General features: G+C 64.9%; 17 protein-coding genes. 8 read left to right on the forward strand and 9 right to left on the reverse strand.

The annotated features are described in order from the left end of the window. Positions 1-24 precede the first annotated feature (24 nt). Together BLW48_RS18375 and BLW48_RS18380 are read left to right on the forward strand one after the other, a co-directional pair. Positions 25-1,005 (forward strand): Bug family tripartite tricarboxylate transporter substrate binding protein, encoded by a 981-nt coding sequence (locus BLW48_RS18375; protein WP_093059025.1) that lies wholly within the window; start codon positions 25-27, stop codon positions 1,003-1,005. Positions 1,006-1,034: 29 nt separating this feature from the next. After that, the gene (locus BLW48_RS18380; protein WP_093176757.1) at positions 1,035-2,141 is read left to right on the forward strand and encodes an SMP-30/gluconolactonase/LRE family protein; all 1,107 of its coding nucleotides are present in this window, start codon (positions 1,035-1,037) and stop codon (positions 2,139-2,141) included. Positions 2,142-2,172: 31 nt separating this feature from the next. Here the strand turns inward: BLW48_RS18380 and BLW48_RS18385 are convergent, their stop codons facing one another. From BLW48_RS18385 to BLW48_RS18410, 6 genes are all read right to left on the reverse strand, one after another. Beyond that, positions 2,173-2,427 carry a hypothetical protein gene (locus BLW48_RS18385; RefSeq protein ID WP_256330812.1) on the reverse strand — a complete coding sequence of 85 codons (255 nt, stop codon included), beginning with the start codon at positions 2,425-2,427 and terminating at the stop codon, positions 2,173-2,175. A 151-nt stretch (positions 2,428-2,578) separates the two neighbouring features. Then, positions 2,579-3,907 carry a four-carbon acid sugar kinase family protein gene (locus BLW48_RS18390; protein ID WP_093176759.1) on the reverse strand — a complete coding sequence of 443 codons (1,329 nt, stop codon included), beginning with the start codon at positions 3,905-3,907 and terminating at the stop codon, positions 2,579-2,581. Continuing rightward, positions 3,904-5,172 carry a ribulose-bisphosphate carboxylase large subunit family protein gene (locus BLW48_RS18395; protein ID WP_177142356.1) on the reverse strand — a complete coding sequence of 423 codons (1,269 nt, stop codon included), beginning with the start codon at positions 5,170-5,172 and terminating at the stop codon, positions 3,904-3,906. Before BLW48_RS18395 ends, BLW48_RS18390 begins: the two co-directional genes overlap by 4 nt. Before the next feature lie 5 nt (positions 5,173-5,177). After that, a complete protein-coding gene (locus BLW48_RS18400) occupies positions 5,178-5,717 on the reverse strand; it encodes a VOC family protein (protein ID WP_093176760.1) in 540 nt (179 codons plus the stop codon). 37 nt (positions 5,718-5,754) lie between these two features. Beyond that, a complete protein-coding gene (locus BLW48_RS18405) occupies positions 5,755-7,650 on the reverse strand; it encodes a TRAP transporter large permease (protein WP_093176762.1) in 1,896 nt (631 codons plus the stop codon). 6 nt (positions 7,651-7,656) lie between these two features. Then, positions 7,657-8,676 (reverse strand): TRAP transporter substrate-binding protein, encoded by a 1,020-nt coding sequence (locus tag BLW48_RS18410; RefSeq protein WP_093176764.1) that lies wholly within the window; start codon positions 8,674-8,676, stop codon positions 7,657-7,659. A 113-nt stretch (positions 8,677-8,789) separates the two neighbouring features. Here BLW48_RS18410 and BLW48_RS18415 point away from each other — a divergent pair, with 113 nt between their 5' ends. After that, positions 8,790-9,866, forward strand: a complete 1,077-nt coding sequence (locus BLW48_RS18415; RefSeq protein ID WP_093059018.1) for a LacI family DNA-binding transcriptional regulator — start codon at positions 8,790-8,792, stop codon at positions 9,864-9,866. A gap of 94 nt (positions 9,867-9,960) precedes the next feature. On the opposite strand, the gene BLW48_RS18420 is transcribed toward BLW48_RS18415, so the two are convergent. Continuing rightward, positions 9,961-10,614 carry a hydrolase gene (locus BLW48_RS18420; RefSeq protein ID WP_093059017.1) on the reverse strand — a complete coding sequence of 218 codons (654 nt, stop codon included), beginning with the start codon at positions 10,612-10,614 and terminating at the stop codon, positions 9,961-9,963. Between the two features lie 153 nt (positions 10,615-10,767). Between BLW48_RS18420 and BLW48_RS18425 the strand changes: the two genes are divergently transcribed. Further along, complete coding sequence (locus BLW48_RS18425) at positions 10,768-11,664, forward strand: LysR family transcriptional regulator (protein WP_093059016.1); 897 nt, start codon at positions 10,768-10,770, stop codon at positions 11,662-11,664. Between the two features lie 246 nt (positions 11,665-11,910). Beyond that, positions 11,911-14,202, forward strand: a complete 2,292-nt coding sequence (locus BLW48_RS18430) for a LamG-like jellyroll fold domain-containing protein (RefSeq protein ID WP_256330813.1) — start codon at positions 11,911-11,913, stop codon at positions 14,200-14,202. Between the two features lie 115 nt (positions 14,203-14,317). On the opposite strand, the gene BLW48_RS18435 is transcribed toward BLW48_RS18430, so the two are convergent. Together BLW48_RS18435 and BLW48_RS18440 are read right to left on the reverse strand one after the other, a co-directional pair. Next, positions 14,318-15,394 (reverse strand): HAMP domain-containing sensor histidine kinase, encoded by a 1,077-nt coding sequence (locus BLW48_RS18435; protein ID WP_093176765.1) that lies wholly within the window; start codon positions 15,392-15,394, stop codon positions 14,318-14,320. After that, complete coding sequence (locus BLW48_RS18440; protein ID WP_093176767.1) at positions 15,394-16,089, reverse strand: response regulator transcription factor; 696 nt, start codon at positions 16,087-16,089, stop codon at positions 15,394-15,396. The genes BLW48_RS18435 and BLW48_RS18440 overlap by 1 nt, the downstream gene beginning before the upstream one ends. A 187-nt stretch (positions 16,090-16,276) precedes the next feature. Here BLW48_RS18440 and BLW48_RS18445 point away from each other — a divergent pair, with 187 nt between their 5' ends. Genes BLW48_RS18445 through BLW48_RS18455 form a run of 3 tightly spaced genes read left to right on the forward strand, consistent with a single transcriptional unit; the run spans position 16,277 to position 21,935 of the window. After that, positions 16,277-17,695, forward strand: coding sequence for an efflux transporter outer membrane subunit (locus BLW48_RS18445; protein WP_256330814.1), 1,419 nt, complete (start codon positions 16,277-16,279; stop codon positions 17,693-17,695). Between the two features lie 8 nt (positions 17,696-17,703). After that, positions 17,704-18,831, forward strand: coding sequence for an efflux RND transporter periplasmic adaptor subunit (locus BLW48_RS18450; RefSeq protein ID WP_256330815.1), 1,128 nt, complete (start codon positions 17,704-17,706; stop codon positions 18,829-18,831). Continuing rightward, complete coding sequence (locus tag BLW48_RS18455) at positions 18,828-21,935, forward strand: efflux RND transporter permease subunit (protein ID WP_093176771.1); 3,108 nt, start codon at positions 18,828-18,830, stop codon at positions 21,933-21,935. Before BLW48_RS18450 ends, BLW48_RS18455 begins: the two co-directional genes overlap by 4 nt. Positions 21,936-21,944 lie beyond the last annotated feature (9 nt).

A 21,944-nucleotide genomic window follows, 5' to 3' on the forward strand; every position in this document is an offset into this window, starting at 1 on the left:
ACAAGAAAACAAAGGAGATAAGACATGCGTTTCATCCGCCTCGCCGCGGCGCTGCTTTCGGCCGCGCTCGCCCCCGTTGTCGCATTGGCCCAGACCCCCGAATGGCCGGCTGCCAAGCCCATCGTCTACGTTGTGCCGTTCACCCCCGGTGGCTCCACCGACATCGTGGGCCGCACGCTGGCCCAGAAGCTGGGCGAGAGCCTCAAGCAATCGGTGGTGGTCGACAACAAGCCCGGCCAGGCCGGCGGCATCGGCGCCGCCTACGTAGCCAGGGCCGCACCCGACGGCTACACGCTCTTCGGCGGGACCATCAGCACGCACGCAATCAACGCCAGCCTCTACAAGAAGCTGACCTACGACCCGATGAAGGACTTCGAGCCGGTCTCGCTGGTCGCGCGCCTGCCCAACGTGCTGATCGTCAACAGCCAACTCGGCGTGAACTCGGTGGCCGAACTGGTGGCCCTGCTGAAGAAGGACGAAAGCAAGCGCACCTTTGCCTCTTCCGGTGCCGGCACCTCCACCCACCTGGCCGGCGAGATGTTCGCCGACCTCATCGGCGTGAAGCTCACCCACGTGCCGTACAAGGGCACGCCGCCGGCCCTGACCGACGTGGCCGCAGGGCAGGTGCCCTTCATGTTCGACCAGGTGACGGCCGCGCTGCCACTGGTCAAGAGCGGCAAGCTCAAGCTGCTGGCCGTGACCACCGGCAAGCGCATCGCGCTGGTGCCCGAGCTACCGACCATGATCGAGTCGGGCATTCCCGGCTTCGAGATGTCGTCGTGGCAGGCGGTGTACGCGCCCAAGGGCACGCCCAGGCCGATCGTGCAGCGCCTCAATGCAGAGATCGTGAAGGCGCTCAGGCAGCCCGACGTGCAGGCCAAGCTCTCGGACCAACTGGCGATGGAGATCGTGGGCAGCACGCCGGAAGAACTGCGTGACTTCATGGCCAAGGAAATTCCGCGCTGGGCCGAGCTGGTGAAGAAGTCGGGCGCGGTGGCCGATTGAGTTTTCGCAACCACATGAGGAGACCTCCGATGCAGAGCGATATCAACCATCGACGACGCCAGTTGCTCAGGACGGCTGCGGGCGCAGGAGCCGCGGCGCTCAGCGGCCTGGCCGGCGCGCAAGCCTTCGATTTCAAACCCAACCAGCGCTACCCCGATCCGGCCGTGATGATCCTCGACCCGAGCTTCGCCAAGTACCGGATCTACAGCAGCACGGTGGAGCAGCTCGGCACGGGCATGCGGTGGGCCGAGGGCCCGGTCTACTTCCCGGAGCATGGCTACCTGCTCCTGAGCGACATCCCGAACAACCGGCTGATGAAGTACGACGAGAAGACCGGCAAGTTCTCCGTGCACAAGACCAACGTGAACTATGCCAATGGCAACACCCGTGATCGGCAGGGGCGGTTGATCACCTGCGAGCACTCGGTGACGCGGCGCGTGGTCCGCACCGAGAAGGACGGGCGCATGACGGTGCTGGCCGACAACTACGAAGGCAAGCGTCTCAACGCGCCGAATGACGTCGTCGTCAAGTCGGACGACACCGTCTGGTTCACCGATCCCACCTTCGGCATCAACGGCGAGTGGGAAGGTTTCAAGGCGGTGCCGGAGCAGGCGACGACCAACGTGTACCGCATCGCGAAGGACGGCAAGCTCACCGCGGTGATCACCGATCTCGTCAATCCGAACGGCCTGGCGTTCTCGCCCGACGAGAAGAAGCTCTATGTCGTCGAGTGGAAGGGAACGCCAAACCGCAGCATCTGGAGCTACGACGTATCACCGGATGGCACAGGCGTTTCGAACAAGACCAAGCTGATCGACGCCGACGGACCCGGTGCTTTTGACGGCTTTCGCGTCGATCGCGACGGCAATCTCTGGTGCGGGTGGGGCTACACGGGCGCGGTTGCGGCCGAACCTACCGACATCGGTGGTGGCATGAAGGCCTACCTGCCGACAGGCAAGTCGGAAGAGATGGACGGCGTGAAGATCTTCAATTCGCAGGGCAAGCCCATCGGTTTCATCCGCCTGCCCGAGCGCTGCCCGAATCTCGAATTCGGAGGCCCGAAGCGCAATCGCCTCTACATGGCGAGCAGCCATTCGCTCTATGCGCTCTACGTCGAAGCCCACGGCGCCGTCTGAGGCGCTCCCGCGGCAATCGGCGGGTGGGCGTCTAGCGATGATTGGGCATGCAGCTTGAGAATGCCGCTCTGCGCCGCCGGGGACCCGGCTTGATGCCGCTGCTGCGAGGGTCTTGTCCGATGTCACCGGCGAACCATCGGAAGATGTTGGCGTGGTTTCTCCATCCGTCGCTGAAGCGCACGAAAAGAAAGCCCCGCTCCGCGTTGCCGAGCGCGTCGACCGGTATGCCGGCAGCGCGCAAGGCCCTGATCTCGGCGTTGGTTTCCATGTCGGATGGCAGCTTCAAGGTGATCGTTGCGTTGTGAATGGGGTGCCTGGGCATTGCTTCGCTTCCGTCAAACTTCCCGAAGGCGCAGTTGACCTGAAGAGAGCTTTTTCGGGATCCCGCATTTATAGGATGCGCAAAGCGACAGCCTGTTGGACGCCGGGAGCCAGGTCTAGGCTGAGCCGCGCACCAGACGCTCGAACACGTCGTCCGAGCCCATCTGGCCACCCTTGAGCATGATTTCCAACCCGTCGAGCGCGGCGTCGTCGCTGTGCACGCGACACAACGAGGTGCCGGCGCCCATGTCCGCCACGTAGGAAAGCCCCCAGGCATTGAGCGCCTGCACTGCATGACTCGAGGTGTCACCTCCAGCAATGCCCACGCGCTGCAATGGCACCATTGCCAGCACTCTGGCGAGCAGATCGCCGCCAGCGCGCGCCAAGGCTTGGGGATCGATGCCTCTTTCGAGCGGCAGCGGCTTGGGGGGACGGGTGCAGGCCAGCACGTTGCGGCCGCTGACGAGCCCGTTCGCGATGTCTCGAGCATGACGTTCCAGCGTGGCTGCGTCCCGCTGCGCGATTCCTGACGCATCGAGCCACACGGTATCGAACGATTTCGCCGCCGCCACCTGCCGCGCCGTGACAGGCGACAGGCTTCCCGCAAGCACCAGCACCGGCCCCTTCGCCGGAGGCACGCCGGTCCGCGCCGTCGGGGCACTGCCGCCTTCCTTGTGCGACGAGGGCAGCGCCATTGCCAGCGCATCTACCACGCTGCTCGGCCCCGCAGCCAGCAGCGTGGCGCTTTGCGCCCTGGCCCACAGCACTTCGCCGATGGCCCGCAGCTGCGTCGCGTCGGCCACGTCGAACAGCACTGCATCCGCCGGCGGCGAGTGCAGTGCCTGCCGCAGCGCGGTGTCGAGCGAATCGCTGCCGCGCGATGCGGCGGTGAACGGCATGGAGCGCACATCTGCCAGCCCCTGCTTTGCCAGGTGCAGCCGCAGATCCGCCTCGTCCATCGGCGTGACGGGATGCCGACTCATCGTTGGATGCCGGTCGATGCGAAAGACCTCGCCGCCGCTCCCCGCCGCGGCGAACAGGTTGCCGAAGAGGCAGTAGCGGCCCAGGTTGGGCTGCCCGCCGACGATGGCGGTCCATGGCTGCTGCACCGCCGCGCGCAGCACGCGCACTGCCGCACCGATCGAACCGATGTGCGGGGCGCTGTCGAAGGTCGAACAGGTCTTGTAGTGCAGCACGCGCGCGCCGAGCGAGCGGAACAGTGTGGCCACGGGGCGGAGTTCGGCCTGCATTTCCTCGGGCGTCATGGCGCGCGCCGCGCCCGCGATGCCCAGCACATCGAGCGGCCCCGTGCGCTCCAGCCGCGCGGCATCGGGCGTCTTCAGGAACAGCAGCGCACGCAGTCCCGCGCGCGCCGCGGTGCCGAGGGTATCGGTCGCGCCGGTGAAATCGTCGCCGTAGTAGACGATCGGCGGGCAGGGCCTCATGGCTTGCCGAAGAAGGCGAGGGCGTGGGCCAGCTCGGGCTGGTCCTTGGCGGCATCCGCCAGCGACACGCCCGCCCGCGCGGCCGACCATGCTTGCCGGATGCTCGTCACGCCTGCCGCCGCGCCGCCGGGGTGCGCGAGGATGCCGCCGCCGGCCATGAAGAGCAGGTCGTCGCTGCCGATGGCCTTCCACGTCGCAGGCACGGTGCCGGCCCATTGGCCCGAAGAAAACGCCGGCATCACGCGATCGTCCGCCGTATCGGTCAGAGGTGTGAAGCAGTCCTGCGCCGACTCGATGACTTCGCTGTCGGGCTGCGAGAACTTGCCCTGCAGCCCGTGAACGTGCATGTGGTCCACACCCGCCAGGCGCCACAGCGTCTGGTACGCCTGGAACGAAATGCCCAGCAGCGGATGCCGCGACAGCGCACCGTAGCCATTGCGGTGGCCGTGCAGCGCAAGCCCCGTGTGCCGACGCAGCGTCTGGATACCCGAGTGCCCGCACCAGTTCAAACTGGCCATCACGCACGAGCCGCCTTCGCGCTCGACGAGATCGGCATGCCGCTTCATCGCGTCGGTCTCGTCGGTGATGTTGAAGGCCACCATTACGTGCTTGCCGGTGCGCTGCCGGTGCGCGCGCACGACAGCCATCACGGCGGGCACGCGCTCGGCCAGCGGGGCGTGTGCGGGGTCGGCGCACACCTCGTCGTCCTTGATGAAGTCGACGCCTGCCGCACAGAGCCGGCCGACGAGGTCGGCGGTCTGCGCGGCGGAACGGCCGACGTTCGGCTTGATGATGGTGCCGACCAGCGCGCCGCTCGCCACGCCGGTCGCGCGCCGTGTGCCGGCGATGCCGGCGCGCGGCATCTCGAACTGAGCGCGATAGCTCGCGGGCACCTGCAGCGATTCCAGCCGCAGCCCCGTCACTTCGCCCAGGTCATACAGGTTGCCCGACACCGTTGCGGCCAGGGTCGGCAGGTTGGCGCCGATGTTCGCTACCGGAAACGCGATGTCGACATGCGCACGCCGCCACGGGCCGCGCGTGCCTTTGCGTTCGAGCAGGGCATTGGGCAGCGATGGCGTCGCAGCTGGTGCCAGTTCGGTGATTGCTTCGACCGTGGCGCGTGCGCGTTCGCGCAGCGCATCGGTCTCGCCTTCGACACGCGTGAAGGTGCCGCACGATTGCTCGCCGGCCATCACCTCGGCCACGGCGGCCGGGTCCAGCGGCGTCTCGATGAGATAGCGAGCGCGGATGCGTTCAGGCGCCATCACGCTCACAGCTTGCTCAGGTCGGGAAAGGGCCGCACCGGCTCGCTGCCGTCCCAGCCTTCCGACGCGCTGCGGATCAGGTCGAACATCCTGCCCTTCGGGCCCGCGACTTCCGACAGCTCGATGACGGTGCCCGGGTGGTACTCGGTGTCGAAGTAGATGAAGCGCCCGCGCTCGCCCACTTCGCCACTCATCACCGGCTTGAAGCCCTGCTTGGTGAGGCGCGCGAGGTCGGCGTCGTAGTCGGCCGTCCAGTAGGCGACGTGCTGCAGCCCTGTGCGGCCAGCCTGCAGGAAGTCTCGGTACATCGAAGGCACGTCGTTGCGCGTCTGGATGAGTTCGACCTGCACATAGCCCGAGTTGGCCAGTGCTACCGAGTTGTGCGGCTCGTGCGCCTCACCGTTGTAGCGGTAGTTCTTGATGGGCACCTTGGGGTTGTAGAACCAGGGGCCCACGCCCAGCCTGGTGCTCCAGTAGTCCATGGCGGCTTCGATGTCGTGCACGACATAGCCCAGCTGGCGGATCTCGCCGAGGAATCGACTCATTGCGGTTGGCTCCGTGGATGTGAGTGTGTTGTTGTGATCAGAATTTGAGGAAGCCGGTCGAGAACCACGGGAACGCGGCCACGATCACCAGGCCGACCAGCATCGCGCCGATGTAGCCCCAGATGTGCCTGATGCCTTCGTCGGGATTGACCTTGCTCACGGCGCAGGCGCCGTAGTAGCCGACGCCGAAGGGCGGCGCGAACAGGCCGATGCCCATTGAGAAGATCACGACCATCGCGTAGTGCACCTCGTGCACCCCCGCGGCCTTGGCGATGGGGAACAGCAGCGGCCCGAACAGCACGATGGCCGGAATGCCCTCGAGCACGCTGCCCAGCACGATGAAGGCGACGATCGACACGGCCAGGAAACCGTAGGCCCCGCCGGGCAGCGTGCTCATGAGCCGCGCCAGGTCCTGGGAGAAGCCCGACTGCGTGAGGCCCCAGGCCATGGCCGTGGCGCAGCCGACGATGAAGATGATGGCGCCCGACAGCGAGGCGGTGTCGATCAGCATCGGCTTGAGCCGATTCCAGTCGAACTGCCGGTACACAACCAGGCCGACGATGGTCGAGTAGACGATGCCGATGGTCGACACTTCGGTGGCCGTGGCCACACCCTCGACCACGGCGGCGCGGATCACGAAGGGCAACAGCACGGCGGGTAGCGCAACCAGCAGCAGCTTGCCGATTTCTCGTTTGCTGTAGCGCTGCACGGCGCTCAGGTCTTCGCGGCGATAACGCCACCAGACCACCACGCACAGCGCGGCGCCCAGCACCACGGCCGGCAGCAGGCCGCCCGTGAACAGCGCCGCAATCGAGATGCCGGTGACCGAGCCGATGGTGATCAGCACGATCGACGGCGGAATGGTCTCGGTCTGCGCGCCGGTGGCCGCCAGCAGCGCCACCAGGTCGCCGGGCTTGGCGCCACGCTTGGTCATCTCGGGGAAGAGCACGGGCGCGATGGCCGCCATGTCGGCAATCTTCGAACCCGAAATGCCCGACACCAGGTACATGGCGCCGATCAGCACGTAGGAGAGGCCGCCACGCACGTGGCCCAGCAGGCTGGCCAGGAACTGGATCATGGCGCGCGCCATGCCGGTCATCTCGATGAGCGCACCCAGGAAGATGAACAGCGGCACTGCCAGCAGGATGAGGTGCGACATGCCTTCGTCGAGCCGCCCGACCATCACCAGCAGCGGCGTGCGCGTGGTGAGCGCCAGGTAGCCGAAGGTCGCCAGCGCGAACGAGAAGGCAATGGGCACGCCCGAGAGCACCGTGGCCGCCACGATGACCACGAAGAAGATCACCAGGTTGAATTTGCCGAGCGTCGCGAACACCGGTGCGGCAAGCCAGAAGGCGCCCACCAGCGCGGCCATGCCGACGAGTGCGACCGCAATCTGCCGGCCGGTGCACACGCGCAACAGGCGCAGCAGCGCCATCACCAGCATGATGCCGATGCCCGCCGGAATGGCCGCGGCGCGCCATGCGTTACTGATCTCGAGTGCGGGCGTGACGATGAACGACTCTTCGTGCGCGTAGTCGATCGACGGCCAGATGATCAGCACCAGGAACGTGACCGACGCGGCGATGGCGAAGGCATCGAGCATGGCGCGCGTCTGCGGCTGCACCTTCTGCACCAGCGCAGTCATGCGCATGTGCTCGCCGCGCCGCAGCGCCACCACGGCGCCGAGCATCGACAGCCACAGGAAGAGGATGGATGCGAGCTCGTCCGACCACACCAGTGGCGCATGGAACACGTAGCGCGACACCACGCCAGCGAACAGCACGCAGATCTCGGCCAGCACCAGCAGCGCGGCCACGGCCTCGACCGCTGCGCCGAGCACGCGGTCGCAGCGCGACGCCATGCCGCTCAGCGGGTTGGCCGAAGCGCCGGCGCCAGCAAAGGCGGCCGCCTCGAAAGTCGATTCATGCGCCATGGATCGTCAGGCCAGCTTGCCGACCGCGCCTTCGAGCAGCGCCCAGGCCTCCGGGCCGAAGCGGCCCTTCCATTCGCCGTAGAAACCCGACTCTCGCAGCTTGGCGCGGAAGCTGTCGGCAGCCGGCCGGTTGATGGTGAGGCCCTTGGCCTGCAGGTCGCCGACCACCGACTCGTTGAGCTTCCTGATGTCGTCGCGCTGCTGCATGCCGGCGTCGTTGATCGCGCGCGCCACGATGGTCTTCAGGTCGTCGGGCAGGGCGTCCCAGGCGCGGCCGTTGGCAATGAACCAGTAGCCGTCCCAGATGTGGTTGGTGAGCGAGCAGAACTTCTGTACCTCGAACAGCTTGGCCACCTGGATGATGGGCAACGGGTTTTCCTGCGCGTCGACGATCTTCGTCTGCAGCGCCGAATACACCTCGCTGAACTGCAGGCTTGCGGGTGCGGCGCCCAGGCCCTTGAACATCGAGATCGACAGGGGGCTCACGGGCACGCGGATCTTCAGGCCGTCCATGTCCTTGGCGTTCGCCACCGCGGCCTTGCTGCTGGTGGTCTGGCGAAAGCCGTTGTCCCACATCTTCTCGAAGGCATAGAGGCGTGACTTGGCAATGGCGCCGCGCACGTGCGCGCCGAGCTTGCCGTCCATGGCGGCCCACACCTGGCTGTAGTCGCTGAACGCGAAGCCCACTGCATTGATGGCAGCCACCGGCACCAGCGTGGCGATGACGAGTGCCGAGGGCGTGAAGAACTCGATGCCGCCCGAGCGCACCTGCGCAAGCATGTCGGTGTCGCCGCCAAGCTGGTTGTTCGGGAAGATCTTGATCTCGACGCGGCCCTTGGTTTCTTTTGCGATGCGGTCGGCCGCTTCCTGTGCGCGGATGTTCAGCGGATGCGTCAGCGGCAGGTTGTTGCCGTACTTGTACGAGAACTCGGCGGCGCGTGCGATGCGCGGCAGGGCCGCGACGATGCCGGCGGCGGGGAGGGCGGAAAGGGTGCGCAGGGCACTCCTGCGGGTCAGCGAGGTCATGTCTGTCTCCGTTATGCGATTGATGCAATCTGATGCACCATGGGCTTCAAGGCCCAGTGAAGATAGAAGGATGCATGATTCGGGTCAAACTTCTGCCTGATGGTTTTTGATGTATGCGGGAAAACCCTTCACTCATTTCCGAGTCCACGGATTCGCCACGCGACGTGCGGCGTGCCCGCGTGGTCGACATCGCCCGCGCGGCGCAGGTCTCGACCGCCACGGTCGACCGTGTGCTCAACCGCCGCCCCGGCGTGCGCGACGCCACGGTGCAGCGCGTGCTCAAGGCCGCGGGCGAGCTCGACTACCTGCCCGGCCCCGAGCTGTATGCGGCGCTCACGCCGCCGCCGCTGCGGCTGGTGTTCCTGCTGCCGGCCGGCACCAACCGCTTCATTCGCATGCTGGGCGATATGGTGGGTTACTCGCAAGAGCACTGGGCGCCGTTCAACGTGCAGTGCCGTACGGTGTTCATCGAGAGCTTCAATCCGCACGAGCTGGCCGACGCGTTGCGCCGGCACGGCCAGCGCTGCGACGGCATTGCGATGATGGCGCTGGAGCATCCGGCGGTGCGCGAGGCCGTGGCCGCGCTCGCTGCACGCGGGCTGCCGGTGGTGACGCTGATCTCGGATCTGTCGAACTCCGAGCGCGCCGCGTTCGTGGGGCTCGACAACCGGGCCGCGGGCCGCACGGCGGGCTACCTCATCGGCCGATTCATCGGCGCACGGGCCGCCAAGGTCGCGCTCATTGCGGGCAGCCTGAGCTACAAGGCGCACGAAGAGCGCGAGGCCGGCTTCCTGCACGTCATCGACGAGATGTTCCCGCGGCTCGAAGTGGTGGGCCTGCGCGAAGGGCAGGACGACGCGGGCAAGAACTACCGGCAGACGCGTGCGCTGCTGGAGCAGTACCCGGACATGGGCGGCATCTACAACATCGGTGGCGCATCGGACGGCGTGGCGCGCGCGCTGAAGGAGGCAGGGCGCGAGCAGAAGGTGGTCTTCATCGGCCATGGGCTCACGCCCGATACGCGCTCACTGCTGATCGACGGCAGCATGGACGCGGTGATCACGCAAAGTCCGCACACCACGCTGATGAGCTGCGTGCGCATCTTCACCAACCTGCGCGACAAGCGCGAGGCGCTGAGCGGCGTGGAAACGACGCGCAGCCAGGTGATCTTTCGGGAGAATCTTCCGTAGATGCCGCGCATGGAAAGAGGGATGACGAGGCTGCGAAAAGCAATCCGCCTTCTCGCGACGCGTCGCTCAGGAATCCTCTTCATCCCCACCCAGATCAGCCCGCGGTGCTCGGCACCGGCGTGTTGAGCAGCTGCTGCTCCCACAGATAGGCTATGCCGCTGCCGCCGGCGTGCTGCTTGAGAACTTCCGTCAGCTCTGCGGCGTGCTCGGTGCGCGCCCAGTCGCGTTGCCACTCCGAGGCCACCGCCAACCAGGTCATCATGTTTGCGCCCGCGCGGATCATGCGCTGGATCGCGACCTCGTGGGCCTCGACCGAAGTGCCGCCCGACGCATCCGTGACCACCGTCACATCCCAGCCCTCGCCCAGCGCCTGGATCGCCGGCATGGCGACGCAGATCTCCGTCCACAGGCCGGCGATGATCAGTTGCTTGCGGCCCGTCGCCTTGACCGCATCGACGACCTTCCGATCCTCCCAGGTGTTGATGAAGGTCCGGTCGATCACCTCCTGGCCGGGGAACACGTCAGTGATGTGCGGGAAGAGCAGACCGCCTCGCGCCGCGATCACACTCGTCAGGATGGTGGGGACGCCGAAGGCCTTGGCGGACTTCGCCAGGGCGGTCGTGTTGTTCACCACGGCCTGCGGGTCGTGGCTGTTCAGATTGGCGAGCTGGTAGGGCTGGTGGTCGATAAGAACGAGTACCGAGTCCTCGGGACGAAGAAGCGAAGCCAGGCCGTTGCGAAAAGTCATTGATGGATCCTTTGTTGCCGTTGTGAGCGGGATTGGTTTTCGGGAAACATTCGCCGGCGGCGACGTTGCCCGAAGCAGGATTTTGTTGTTCCCCCTTTTGATGCGGTAGTAGCATTTCGCGGCGAGCTGTGTCGCGAAACGGGGAACGCCAAATTGGATATCGAAGAACTGCAGACATTCGTGGAAGTTGCCGATGCCGGGGGCGTTTCGTCTGCTGCGCTGCGGCTTGGGGTGTCCAAGTCGATCGTCAGTCGTCGTCTCGTCCGGCTTGAAGAAGAACTTGGTGTCCAGCTGCTTGCGCGATCCACCCGCGGGGCTGCTCTCACTGAAGCCGGGGCCACGTTCCGGGACTATGCAGCCAGGGTCTGCGCCGAGATCGACGTGGCCAGGGAAGCGATCCTGCCCGCCGGTGACCTTCGCGGCCGCTTGCGTGTTGCTGTGCCGTTTTCCCTGGGCCCGACTCACTTCGCGCCCATCCTCGCGGAAATGGCACGACGCCACCCTAGGCTTCACATCCAGACCTGCTACAGCGATCGCTTCGTTGATCTCATCGCGGAGGGTTACGACTGTGCGATACGGGTTGGCTATCTCCAGGACTCCAACCTGATTGCAAGACGCATCGGCCCGGTCCACGGGAAGCTCGTCGCGAGTCCGGACTATGTCAAGGCGCATGGGTCGCCCGAGACACCGGAGGAACTCGTCGCCCATCAGGCCCTCATGCAAGGAACCGAGGCCTGGCAGCTCACGGATGGCGACAAGATCATCACGGTTCGTCCGCAGGGGCGCTTCAAGGCCGACAACGGCACTGCTTTGGTCGCCGCTGCTACAGCAGGACTCGGGATCGCTTACCTGCCCGATTGGCTCACCCATGAACATGTGGCCTCCGGGGCACTCGTGCCGGTCATGACACGTCATCCACCACCCCCGGCAGGTGCATATGTCATCCGACCGCCAGGTCAGCATCCCGCACGGAAGATACGGGTCCTCACCGAACTCCTGATCGAGTATTGCGACCGGTCCCCGCACCCTGCGGGAGCTGCACCTGTTTGAGTGATGCATCGACCATGAATGTTCGATAAGCGAGTCAGGCCTGGGTCAGGATTAATTCCTGTCGCCAATTGGCGGGTTAATTGCCTGAGTCGATTTCCCGGAATATTGAGTCAATGACTTGTGAATTCGTGCATTTTGCGCGGTAATTAATTCACGAAAACATCATATTTGGCAAATAAAGTTCCGCTTTTCGAAGTCGTTCGCAATTTCGCGGAAGAGCTTCGATGCGTTCCTGACTTTTATGCCATGACTGAAAATTACGCTCCTGAAGAAAATGCCGGCCTCGATCAATTGGCTTCCGTTCCGGAAAACAGGCGCCGGGAACTGCTGAAGCTCATGTTGGCCGGCTCGGTCACCGGCATGGCACTCGCGCTGCCCGGGTGCGGCGGCGGCAGCAATGGCGCGGGCGCCACGGCCTTTCCGGCAACAGGAGGGAGCGGGACATCGGCAGGTGTGTCGCCAGGCAATTCGTCGCCCCCAGCCAGTTCTGGCGCCCCCGCTCAAAAGATATCCAGCTTTACCATTTCCGTGCTTCCTGATACCCAGTTCTATCCCAGGTATGCATCGGAAAAGATGGGTGAGCTCTATCAAAAACTGTATTCGGGAATAGATCCGAAATACGACAATCCATTCAAAACCCAAACGCAATGGATCGCGCAGAACGCCAAGCTGCTGAAAATGCCATTCACCATCCATCTTGGCGATATCGTTGACCAGTCCTGGTACTACACATCGGAAAAATCGACCCCCTGGAGCGCCTCGACCGATCTCGTTGGCAATGGCCAGATCGGCAATGGCCAGGTCACGAAGGAATGGGAGCTTGCAAGCCAGGCAATGCAGGTGCTCGAGGCGGCCCAATGCCCTTATTCAATCTGCGCGGGAAATCATGACGTAGGGGCCATCGACTCCGATATGCAATGGGGCCCGGACTGGGGCGTCGGAGTCACCGGCTTCGCCAACAACGACGGCTACCAGGACGGCGGCAGTCATCGGGTGGGCCTGTTCGAGCCCTACTTGCAGGTGTTCCCCGCGGAGCGCGCGAAGAGGCAGGCGACATTCGGCGGAAGGCACGTTTCCGGGTTCCACGAATATCACGTCTTCGAAGCCGAAGGAAACAAATTCCTTGTGCTGTCGATGTCGTGGCGAGCATCTGACGATGCGATCGGCTGGGCCAACCACGTCATCCAGGCGAACAAGACGCTCCCCGTCATCCTGGTGAATCACCAGTTGGTCGGAATCGGCAGCGACGGGAAGACCGCCGCCGATACCGCCTATTCGAACTACATGTGGGACAAGCTCATCAAGGACAACGACCAGATCTTCATGGCGGTCAGCGGCCACTACCACGGCTCCTGCACGAGCACGAAGAAGAATTCCCGCGGCAACGATGTCTACCTGATGGTGGTGGACTACCAGATGGCCTACATGGGCGGCAACGGTCTCATGCGGATGTTCGAGTTCGATCTCACCAACAAGAAGATCATTGCCAGCTCGTTCTCTCCATGGGTTCCCTTGAAGCCGGCCGCCACGCTCAACGAGTTCGACGCCGCCTGGCTGTCCGACTCGAACCAGTCCTTCGCGCTGGACCTGGATTTTGTCCAGAGGTTTGCTTCCTTCAATCCGAACTTCACCGTTCCGGACGGTTCATCGGACAGCGGCCTGACAGACGCGGCCAGGAAAATCATCCTGACAAACTACAGCCAGCCTCCAGAGAAGGCCGCAAGGCTTCCGACGAGCACCGAGGATTACCCGAAGGTCGGCAGCACGCTGGCGCACTGGCGTTTCTTCAATGCGTCGGCAGCCGACGGGGATCTTTTTCCCTATCAGCCCGGGCAGCAAATCCAGGACAGTTCGGCTGGAGGAAAGAACCCGATTTCGGTGAACACGTGGATGGGCTCGCCCGGTGATCTGGTCTGGTCGACAAGCCATCATCCGCTGTCGGCCGCGCCCGGAAGCCTGCGTTTCCTGAATGCCACGAAGACCAAGTCTTCCTACTTCACCACCGACCAGAATTCGACGCTGAACGTGGAAACCTTCCCCTCGGGCTACACCATCGAGGCATTCGTCAATATCGATCCAGGTTTCGATGCGACGACGAATGGATGGATGGGCATCCTGTACCGCCTGGGCGCGCGATCGCAGCTGCCTGGTTTCGGATCGGGCGAGGGCGATTGCGCACTGATGTTCGCCTTTTCAAACCTGATGGAATTCCAGTGGGAAATTGTCCCGGTGAACCAGGCGACCAATCTGACCTGCTGGTCCGGAGGCGTGTCGGCCGGCCAGTGGCTGCACATTGCCATCGTGAACGACCCCTCCGCGTCGTACGCGACCACCATGTACGTGGAAGGAGCGCCCGTCCTGCGGAACAACACGAACATGCAGGGCATTCAATACGTGAGCCCCACCCAGCAAATTGCCATCGGCTGCGGTCAGTGGGCCGGGAACATGTCGACCGGCTTCTTGGGAAGCATTGGTGAAATCCGCATCGTTGGCGTCCCCCTGACTTCCGACAAGTGGCTGACGGCCAGGGCAACCTGACCTGACCGCCGGGGCCGCGTGCCGCCGTTTGGCCGACGCAAGTTATGTAAAGGTGCCATCCATCCGGCGAAGCCGCATGGCCATGCGGGCACCGCAGAGTCGCGTGACACCTGCCTCACTCGAAGGGGCCGGACGCTCCTTGGGGAGAGGGCAAGATCAGCTTCACCAAAAGGCCTCCGCCTTCGCGCGGCGATGCCGTGACGCTTCCGTTGTGCATCTGCATTGCGCGACGAGCAATGGCCAGGCCGAGGCCCACGCCGTGCACCTGCTCGCCTTCTTCGGCACGGAAGAAGGGCTCAAAAATCTTTTCCAACAACGAGGGCGACACGCCCGGGCCTCGATCAGCCACCGCGATGACGAGAGCACCTGTCTGCGAATCGACCTGCACATTGACTTCCACGATGCCGCACGGCGGGCTGTACTTGACGGCGTTGCGGATGACGTTCTCGAAAGCGCGATAGATCAACTCGCCATGCACTTCAACGACAAAACTTCCGTGAGCATCGGTGCTCACGCGGCGACCCGTGGCGCGGGCTTCGAAGTCGGCGTCTTCCGTGATGTCGTCCAGCAGCTCGATCAGATCCACCCGCTCAAGTGGTGCGACGGACGCACCAGCCTCCAGGCGATGCAGCGTGAGCAACTCCTCGATCAGGCCATCCAGTCGCTCGCTTTCGTTCTTGATGCGAAGAAGCATGGCCTCGGTCAGCTCGGGATCTTGTCGTGACAGACCGATGGCGGCTTGAATTCGAGTCAGTGGGGAACGCAGTTCATGAGAGATGTCGTGCAGCAGAACACGTCGCGATTCCACGACCAGTTGCAACTGTTCGGCCATCCGGTCGACGTCTCGCGCCAGGTCGGCGATCTCGTCGCGCCGGCGCCCCATCAGCGGCGATATGCGGGTATCGAGATGGCCCTGAGCAACACGGTGAAGCGCCCAACGCAAATGGCGCAGCGGGCGAGACAGGTACCAGGAAAGTGCGAGGCCGATCACCAGTATGGCAATGAGCCCGGAAAGCAGCGGGACGATCGGCGTGTAGCCAAGGGACGGCATGCCGTCCGGCTGCGGCGGAGGGAAGGGGTGGTTGGTGAGCATCAGGTAGGCGGCGGTGCCGACCATCGACAAGATCATGCTCAGCGACAAGGCAAGCAAGAGCTTCCAGAACAGCCTTCCGACTGTTGGCCTGAGTGGCATCAGCCCTCCAGCAACTGGTAGCCCAAGCCGCGCACGCTCTGAATCCAGGATTGGCCGTCCGAGCGGGTCCCCAGCTTCTGCCTGATGGCACTGATGTGCACATCGATACGGCGGTCAAAACGTACGAGCGAACGGTCGAAGGCTTGCAGCGAAATGTCCTGCTTGCTGACGAGCTTGCCCACATGGCTTGCAAGCACCTCCAGCAGGCTGAATTCCGTACCCGTGAGTTCGAGTGGCTCGCCGTGCCACGTCGCCCGGCGGCTGCCGGGCCACAACACAAGTTCTCCCGCCTTGAGTACGCGCGGCGCGGACGATGGCTCGGCTGCAGCCCTTGTTTCCGTGCGTCGCAAAATTGCGCGTATGCGTGCAACCAGCTCGGCCGGCGTGCATGGCTTTGACACGTAGTCGTCGGCGCCCATGTTCAGCCCGACGATCTTGTCGACGTTGTCTCCGCGGGCAGTCAGCATGAGGACAGGCACTGCGCTGCGCTCCCGGATGCGCCGAAGCACCTCGATGCCGGACAGGCGCGGCATCATGATGTCCAGCACCACGATGGAATAGAGGTTGGTGGCTGCCTCGCCAGCACCGGTGCCGCCATCGTGCACGGCGCGGACATCGAAGCCTTCGTACCCCAGGTACTGGGACAGCATGGTGGTGAGTTCGACGTCGTCGTCGATCAGCAGGACTCGGTGCATGGCTTGGTTCTGGGCGAGAGCCGACAGTTTGGCATCAGATGCTGCGTCGATGGCGAACCACGGCCATCTTTTACCCAGCTTAACTCTCCCGAACCGCATCCAACAGAGGCTCTTCCTACGATGGGTTCGAACGAAGAACCCTATGCATGCTTCTCAAATTCTCTCCCCCGGAAGGCGGGTGCGCGCGATGGCGCTGCTCGCTCTTGGCGTCATGCTGGCCGGCTGTGCGGCCGGTCCGGAATATCACCCGCCGACGCCATCGGTGGCCGCAACCTGGCAGGCGGTGGTGCCGCACGATGGCAGTGTCAGTGCGATGGTCGACTGGTGGCGCCAGTTCGACGACCCGGTCCTTGGCCGGCTGATCATGCAGGCGGAAGCCGACAGTCCGAGTCTGGACAAAGCCTGGACGAAGATCGAGAAGGCGCGCGCAACGCTGACCACGACGCGAGCGGACGGCTTGCCCAGCCTGAGCGGCAGCGGTTCGCTATCGCGCGCAAGGCAGCAGACGACCGAAGGCAGCGCGCCGGTGCTTGCCACCAGCCGCAGCGCCGACCTCGATGCCTCCTGGGAACTGGATCTGTTCGGCAAGGTGCGCCGCAATGCGCAGGCGGCGCAGGCGCGCATCGATGCGCGCGTGGACGATTGGCACGACGCACGGGTCTCGCTGGCGGCCGAGGTGGCCGACACCTATGTGCAGTACCGCGCCTGCGGCCTGCTGGCCCAGGCTTATGAGCGTGAACTGGCCTCGATGACCGAGACCGAGAAGGCCACCGCTGTTTCGGTGCGTGCCGGGTTCACTGCGCCTTCCGATGGGGCGCTCGCGCGAGCCAGCCTGGCGAGCACCACGTCCACGCTGTTGTCGCAGCGTGCCGAATGCGAACTGCTGGTGAAGTCGCTCGTCAATCTCACCGGCTTCGATGAGGCCGCGCTGCGAGCCCTGATGGCACACGCTGGCGCACAGGTGCCGCAGCCAGCCGCGCTGGCAGTTCCGAGCGTGCCCGCTCAGGCTCTGCGCCAACGCCCCGACCTGGCCTCGAGCGAGCGGGAACTCGCGGCTTCGAGCGCCGAGATCGGCGCCGCGGTGGCGGATCTGTACCCGAGCCTTTCGCTGACCGGATCGATCACGGTCTCGGCCTCCAACCTCTCTTCGTCGGTCACCACTTGGTCCCTGGGTCCGTCGCTGTCGATTCCGATCTTCGACGCCGGCAAGCGCCGCGCGGCAGTGGACAGCGCGCAAGCGAGCTACAGGTCGGCGTTGGCCGACTACCGGCAAAGTGTGCGTGACGCCGTGAAGGAGATCGAGCAGGCGCTGGTCCGCCTTGACAGTACCGCCCGACGCGCAGACCAGGCCGGGCAGGCGGCGCAGGAATATCGCCGCTACTTCGAAGCGACGGAAGTGAACTGGCGTGCCGGCGGCGCAAGCCTGCTCACGTTGGAAGAGGCGCGGCGCTCGGCTCTGTCCGCCCAGATCGATGAGATCGCGCTGCAGCGCAACCGCGTCCAGTACTGGATCGCTCTCTACAAGGCATTGGGCGGCGGCTGGCAGCCCGATTCGCCCGCATTGCCGCCGCAGGCGGTGGCGGCGCAGCAGACAAACAATCAATGAGGTTTACCGTGAATCGAAAGTTCTTTATCGGGACCGCGGCACTCGCCGTGGTGCTCGGGCTGGGGCTCGTCGCCTGGCTGGCCCCCCCGGCCGGGGACGCCCGCGTGCCCGATGCCGACGCCCGGGCTCCCAGCGTGCTGACAGTCGAGGTGGTTGCGCCCCAGACGCAGAATTGGCCGCAGACACTGCAGGCGAGTGGGCCGGTAACGGCCTGGCAGGAGGTCATCGTCAGCCCCGAGACCGGCGGCTTGCGCATCGCTGAACTGCTGGTGGATGTGGGCGCGAGCGTCAAGCGCGGCCAGCTTCTTGCGCGGCTGGCGGACGCGACCGTGAAAGCCGAGGTGCGCAAGCAGGAAGCCGCTGTCGCACAGGCCCGCGCCTCGCTCGACCAGGCGGTCTCCAACACGCGGCGCGCGAAGATCGCCGAAAGCAGCGGCGCGCTGTCGGCGCAGAAGATCGAGGAGTACCGGATCACCGAAGCCACCTCGCGCGCTTCGCTCGCTTCCGCGCAGGCCGAGCTCGACAGCAGCAAGCTCAAGCTCATCCAGACGCGCATCGTCGCAGCCGACGACGGCATCGTGTCCTCGAAGTCGGCGGTGCTGGGCAATGTGGTCAGTGCGGGCGCGGAGCTGTTTCGCCTGGTGCGGCAGGCCAAGGTCGAATGGCGCCCGGAGCTCGATGCCCGGCAGGTTGCTCTCGTTCGCGTGGGTCAGATCGCACGGGTCACATTGCCCGGCGGTGAGCAGGTGGAGGGCAAGGTCCGGCTGGTGGGCCCGACGCTGAGCACCACCACCGGCCGTGGCACGGTCTACGCGAGCCTGCCTGCGGCCAGCGCGTCGCGCTCGGGCATGTTCGCCAACGGCACGCTGGAACTCGACGCCAAATCCGCGCTCACGTTGCCGCAGTCGGCGATCGTGATGCGCGACGGCCGCTCGTATGTGTACGTAGTCGGCAGCGGTGACAAGGTCAGCAGCCATCCGGTCGCCACAGGACGTCGCCAGGGCGACCGCATCGAGGTGCTGTCCGGGCTCTCCGGAGATGCGCGCGTCGTTGCCGGCGGAGGCGCTTTCCTGTCGGAGGGCGTACAGGTCACGGTGGCCGGCGCAGCCAAAGCGCAGGCGGGGGGCTCGCAGTGAATTTTTCCTCCTGGTCGATCCGCAATCCGGTTCCCTCTGTTCTGCTGTTCATCCTCCTCACGGCCTTGGGTCTGATCGGCTTCAAGAGCCTGCAGATTCAGGATTTTCCCGACACGGATTTGCCGACCATCCAGGTCTCGGCCACGCTCGAAGGCACCGCGCCCTCGCAGCTGGAGACCGAGGTGGCGCGCAAGATCGAGGACAAGCTGGCTTCCCTGACGCGGCTGGACCACATCACCACCAAGATCACCGACGGCACGGTGAGCATCAGCGTCAGCTTCGAGATCGACAAGAACAGCGAAGAAGCGCTGAGCGAGGTCCGCAACGCGGTGGACAGCGCGCGCGCCGATCTGCCTTCCAGCATGGCTTCGCCTACGGTTTCGAAGCAGACCTCGGCGAGCTCGGCGTTGCTGACCTATACCGTCGAATCGACCAAGCTCGACGACCAGGATCTGTCCTGGCTCGTCGACAACACGGTGACCAAGGCGCTGCTCGCCGTCAAGGGCGTTGCCAAGGTCGAGCGCGTAGGCGGCATCGATCGGGAGGTTCACGTGGACCTCGATCCCACGCTCATGGCGGGCCTGGGCGTGACGCCGTCCGACGTTTCCACGCAGCTCAAGGCGGTGCAGAAAGAAAGCTCGGGCGGTGAGGGGGCCGTGGGCGGGCAGAAGCAGTCCACGCGCACCATCGTCACCGCTGGCACGGCCGAAGAGATTGCCGCGATCACCGTGCCGATCTCGAATGGACTCTACGTACGGCTGGACCAGATCGCGCGGGTCAGCGACATCCATGCCGACCGCACGACCATGGCCTTTCGTGATGGCCGGCCGGTGATCGGCTTCCAGGTCACGCGTTCGCGCGGCTATTCGGACGTGGGCGTGGCCGAGGCCACGCGCAGCGCGATCGAGCGCTTCTCCAAGGCACATCCCGAGGCGAGCATCACCGAGGCCTCGAACACGGTGACGCCGATCGAGGACAACTACACAGGCTCGATGCACCTGCTGTACGAAGGTGCATTCCTGGCAATCCTGGTGGTGTGGTGGTTCCTGCGCGACTGGCGCGCCACGCTAATCTCGGCCACCGCGCTGCCGCTGTCCATCATTCCGGCCTTCGGCTTCATGGCGCTGGCGGGCTATTCGCTCAACGTCATCACGCTGCTGTCGCTGTCGCTGGTGGTCGGCATCCTGGTGGATGACGCGATTGTCGAGATCGAGAACATCGAACGCCACCTGTTGATGGGAAAGACGCCATATCAAGCGGCAATGGAGGCGGCCGACGAGATCGGATTGGCCGTGATCGCCACCACCTTCGCACTTGTCGCGGTCTTCCTGCCCACGGCCTTCATGGGCGGCATCCCCGGCAAGTTCTTCCGGCAGTTCGGTGTGACCGCCTCGGTGGCGGTGCTGGCCTCGCTGCTGGTGGCGCGGCTTTTGACGCCGATGATGGCGGCTTATCTGCTCAAGCCGAAGACGCCGGGACATCACGAGATATCGACCGACGGTGCGACCATGACCCGCTATCTCGGCTGGGTCCGGGCGAGCCTGTCGCGGCGCAAGGCCACGGTGCTGGCGGCCACGGCCTTCTTTGGCCTGGCACTGCTCATCATCCCCTTCATTCCGACCGCCTTCATCCCGGCGCAGGACAAGGCGCAGAGCACCCTGACGATCAAGCTGGCACCGGGCAGCACCTTGCAGGACACCGCGGCGACCAGCCAACGTGCGTCGCAGATGCTGCGCACACTGCCCGAGGTGAAAGGCGTATTTGTCTCGGTCGGCACGGCCACGAGCGGTGGCGGCATGAGCGTCAGCTCTTCGACCGACGTGACCAGCGCCACGCTCACCGTCGACCTGGTGCCGCGTGGCGAGCGAAAACTCAAGCAATCGGGTGTCGAGGCCAAGATGCGCGAGATGCTGCGAGCGCTTCCCGGCGCCCGTATCACAGTCGGGGCCGGCGCCAACGGAGAGTCGCTGGACATCACGCTGGCGAGTGACGATCCGCAGATCCTTGCCAGCGCGGCGGCGCAGGCAGAGTCGCAACTGCGCACGCTCAAGGGCATTGGCAACGTGACCTCCAGCGCTTCGTTGCAGCGCCCGGAGATCCAGGTGCGCCCCGACACCGCTCGTGCCGCCGCGCTGGGTGTCACGTCGGAAGCGCTGGCCGACGCAGTGCGCCTGGCCACCTACGGCGACTATTCGAACTCGCTGCCCAAACTCAACCTGCCGGAGCGCCAGATCGCGATCCGCGTGCTCATGGATCCGTCGGTGCGCGGCAACCTCGATGCCATCGCGCAGCTGCGAGTCAAGGGCAGCGGCGGCAACGTGGACCTGGCCTCGGTGGCCGAGATCGTGATGGGCAGCGGCCCGTCGCAGATCGACCGATTGGACCGCTCGCGCAACGTGACGCTCAGTGTCGAGTTGAACGGACGCACGATCGGCGAGGTGCAGCGCGAAGCCATGGCGTTGCCCGCACTGAAGTCTTTGCCGGCTGGCGTGCACCAGGTGGAACAGGGCGAATTGCAGCGCATGTCCGAACTGTTCCAGAGCTTCGGCGTTGCGATGGCAATCGGGATCTTTTGCATCTATGCGGTGCTGGTGCTGCTGTTCCATGACTTCCTGCAACCCGGCACCATCCTCAGTGCCTTGCCGCTGGCGATGGGCGGCGCCATGTTCGCGCTGTGGCTCACGCACCAGGCATTTTCGATGTCGGTGGTCATCGGCGTTCTGATGCTGATGGGCATCGTCACGAAGAATTCGATCCTGCTCGTCGAGTACGCCATCGTGGCGCGCCGCGACCGAGGCATGGGCCGGTTCGACGCGCTGATCGATGCCTGTCACAAGCGCGCTCGCCCGATCGTGATGACGACCATCGCAATGGGCGCCGGCATGCTGCCCAACGCACTGGGGCTGGGTGCGGAGCCCAGTTTTCGCCAGCCGATGGCGATCGTCGTGATTGGAGGTCTGCTGACGTCCACCGCGCTGAGCTTGCTCGTCGTGCCGGTGATCTTCACTTACGTCGACGACCTCTTGCAGTGGGGGCGTGGCCTCGTGTCACGCAGGAGCGCCACACGCGCTGCGCCCGAGCAGGCCCTGCAGGCGGCCGAATGAAGACCGCGC

Source organism: Variovorax sp. YR266, assembly GCF_900107295.1.
Classification (GTDB): Bacteria; Pseudomonadota; Gammaproteobacteria; order Burkholderiales; family Burkholderiaceae_C; genus Variovorax.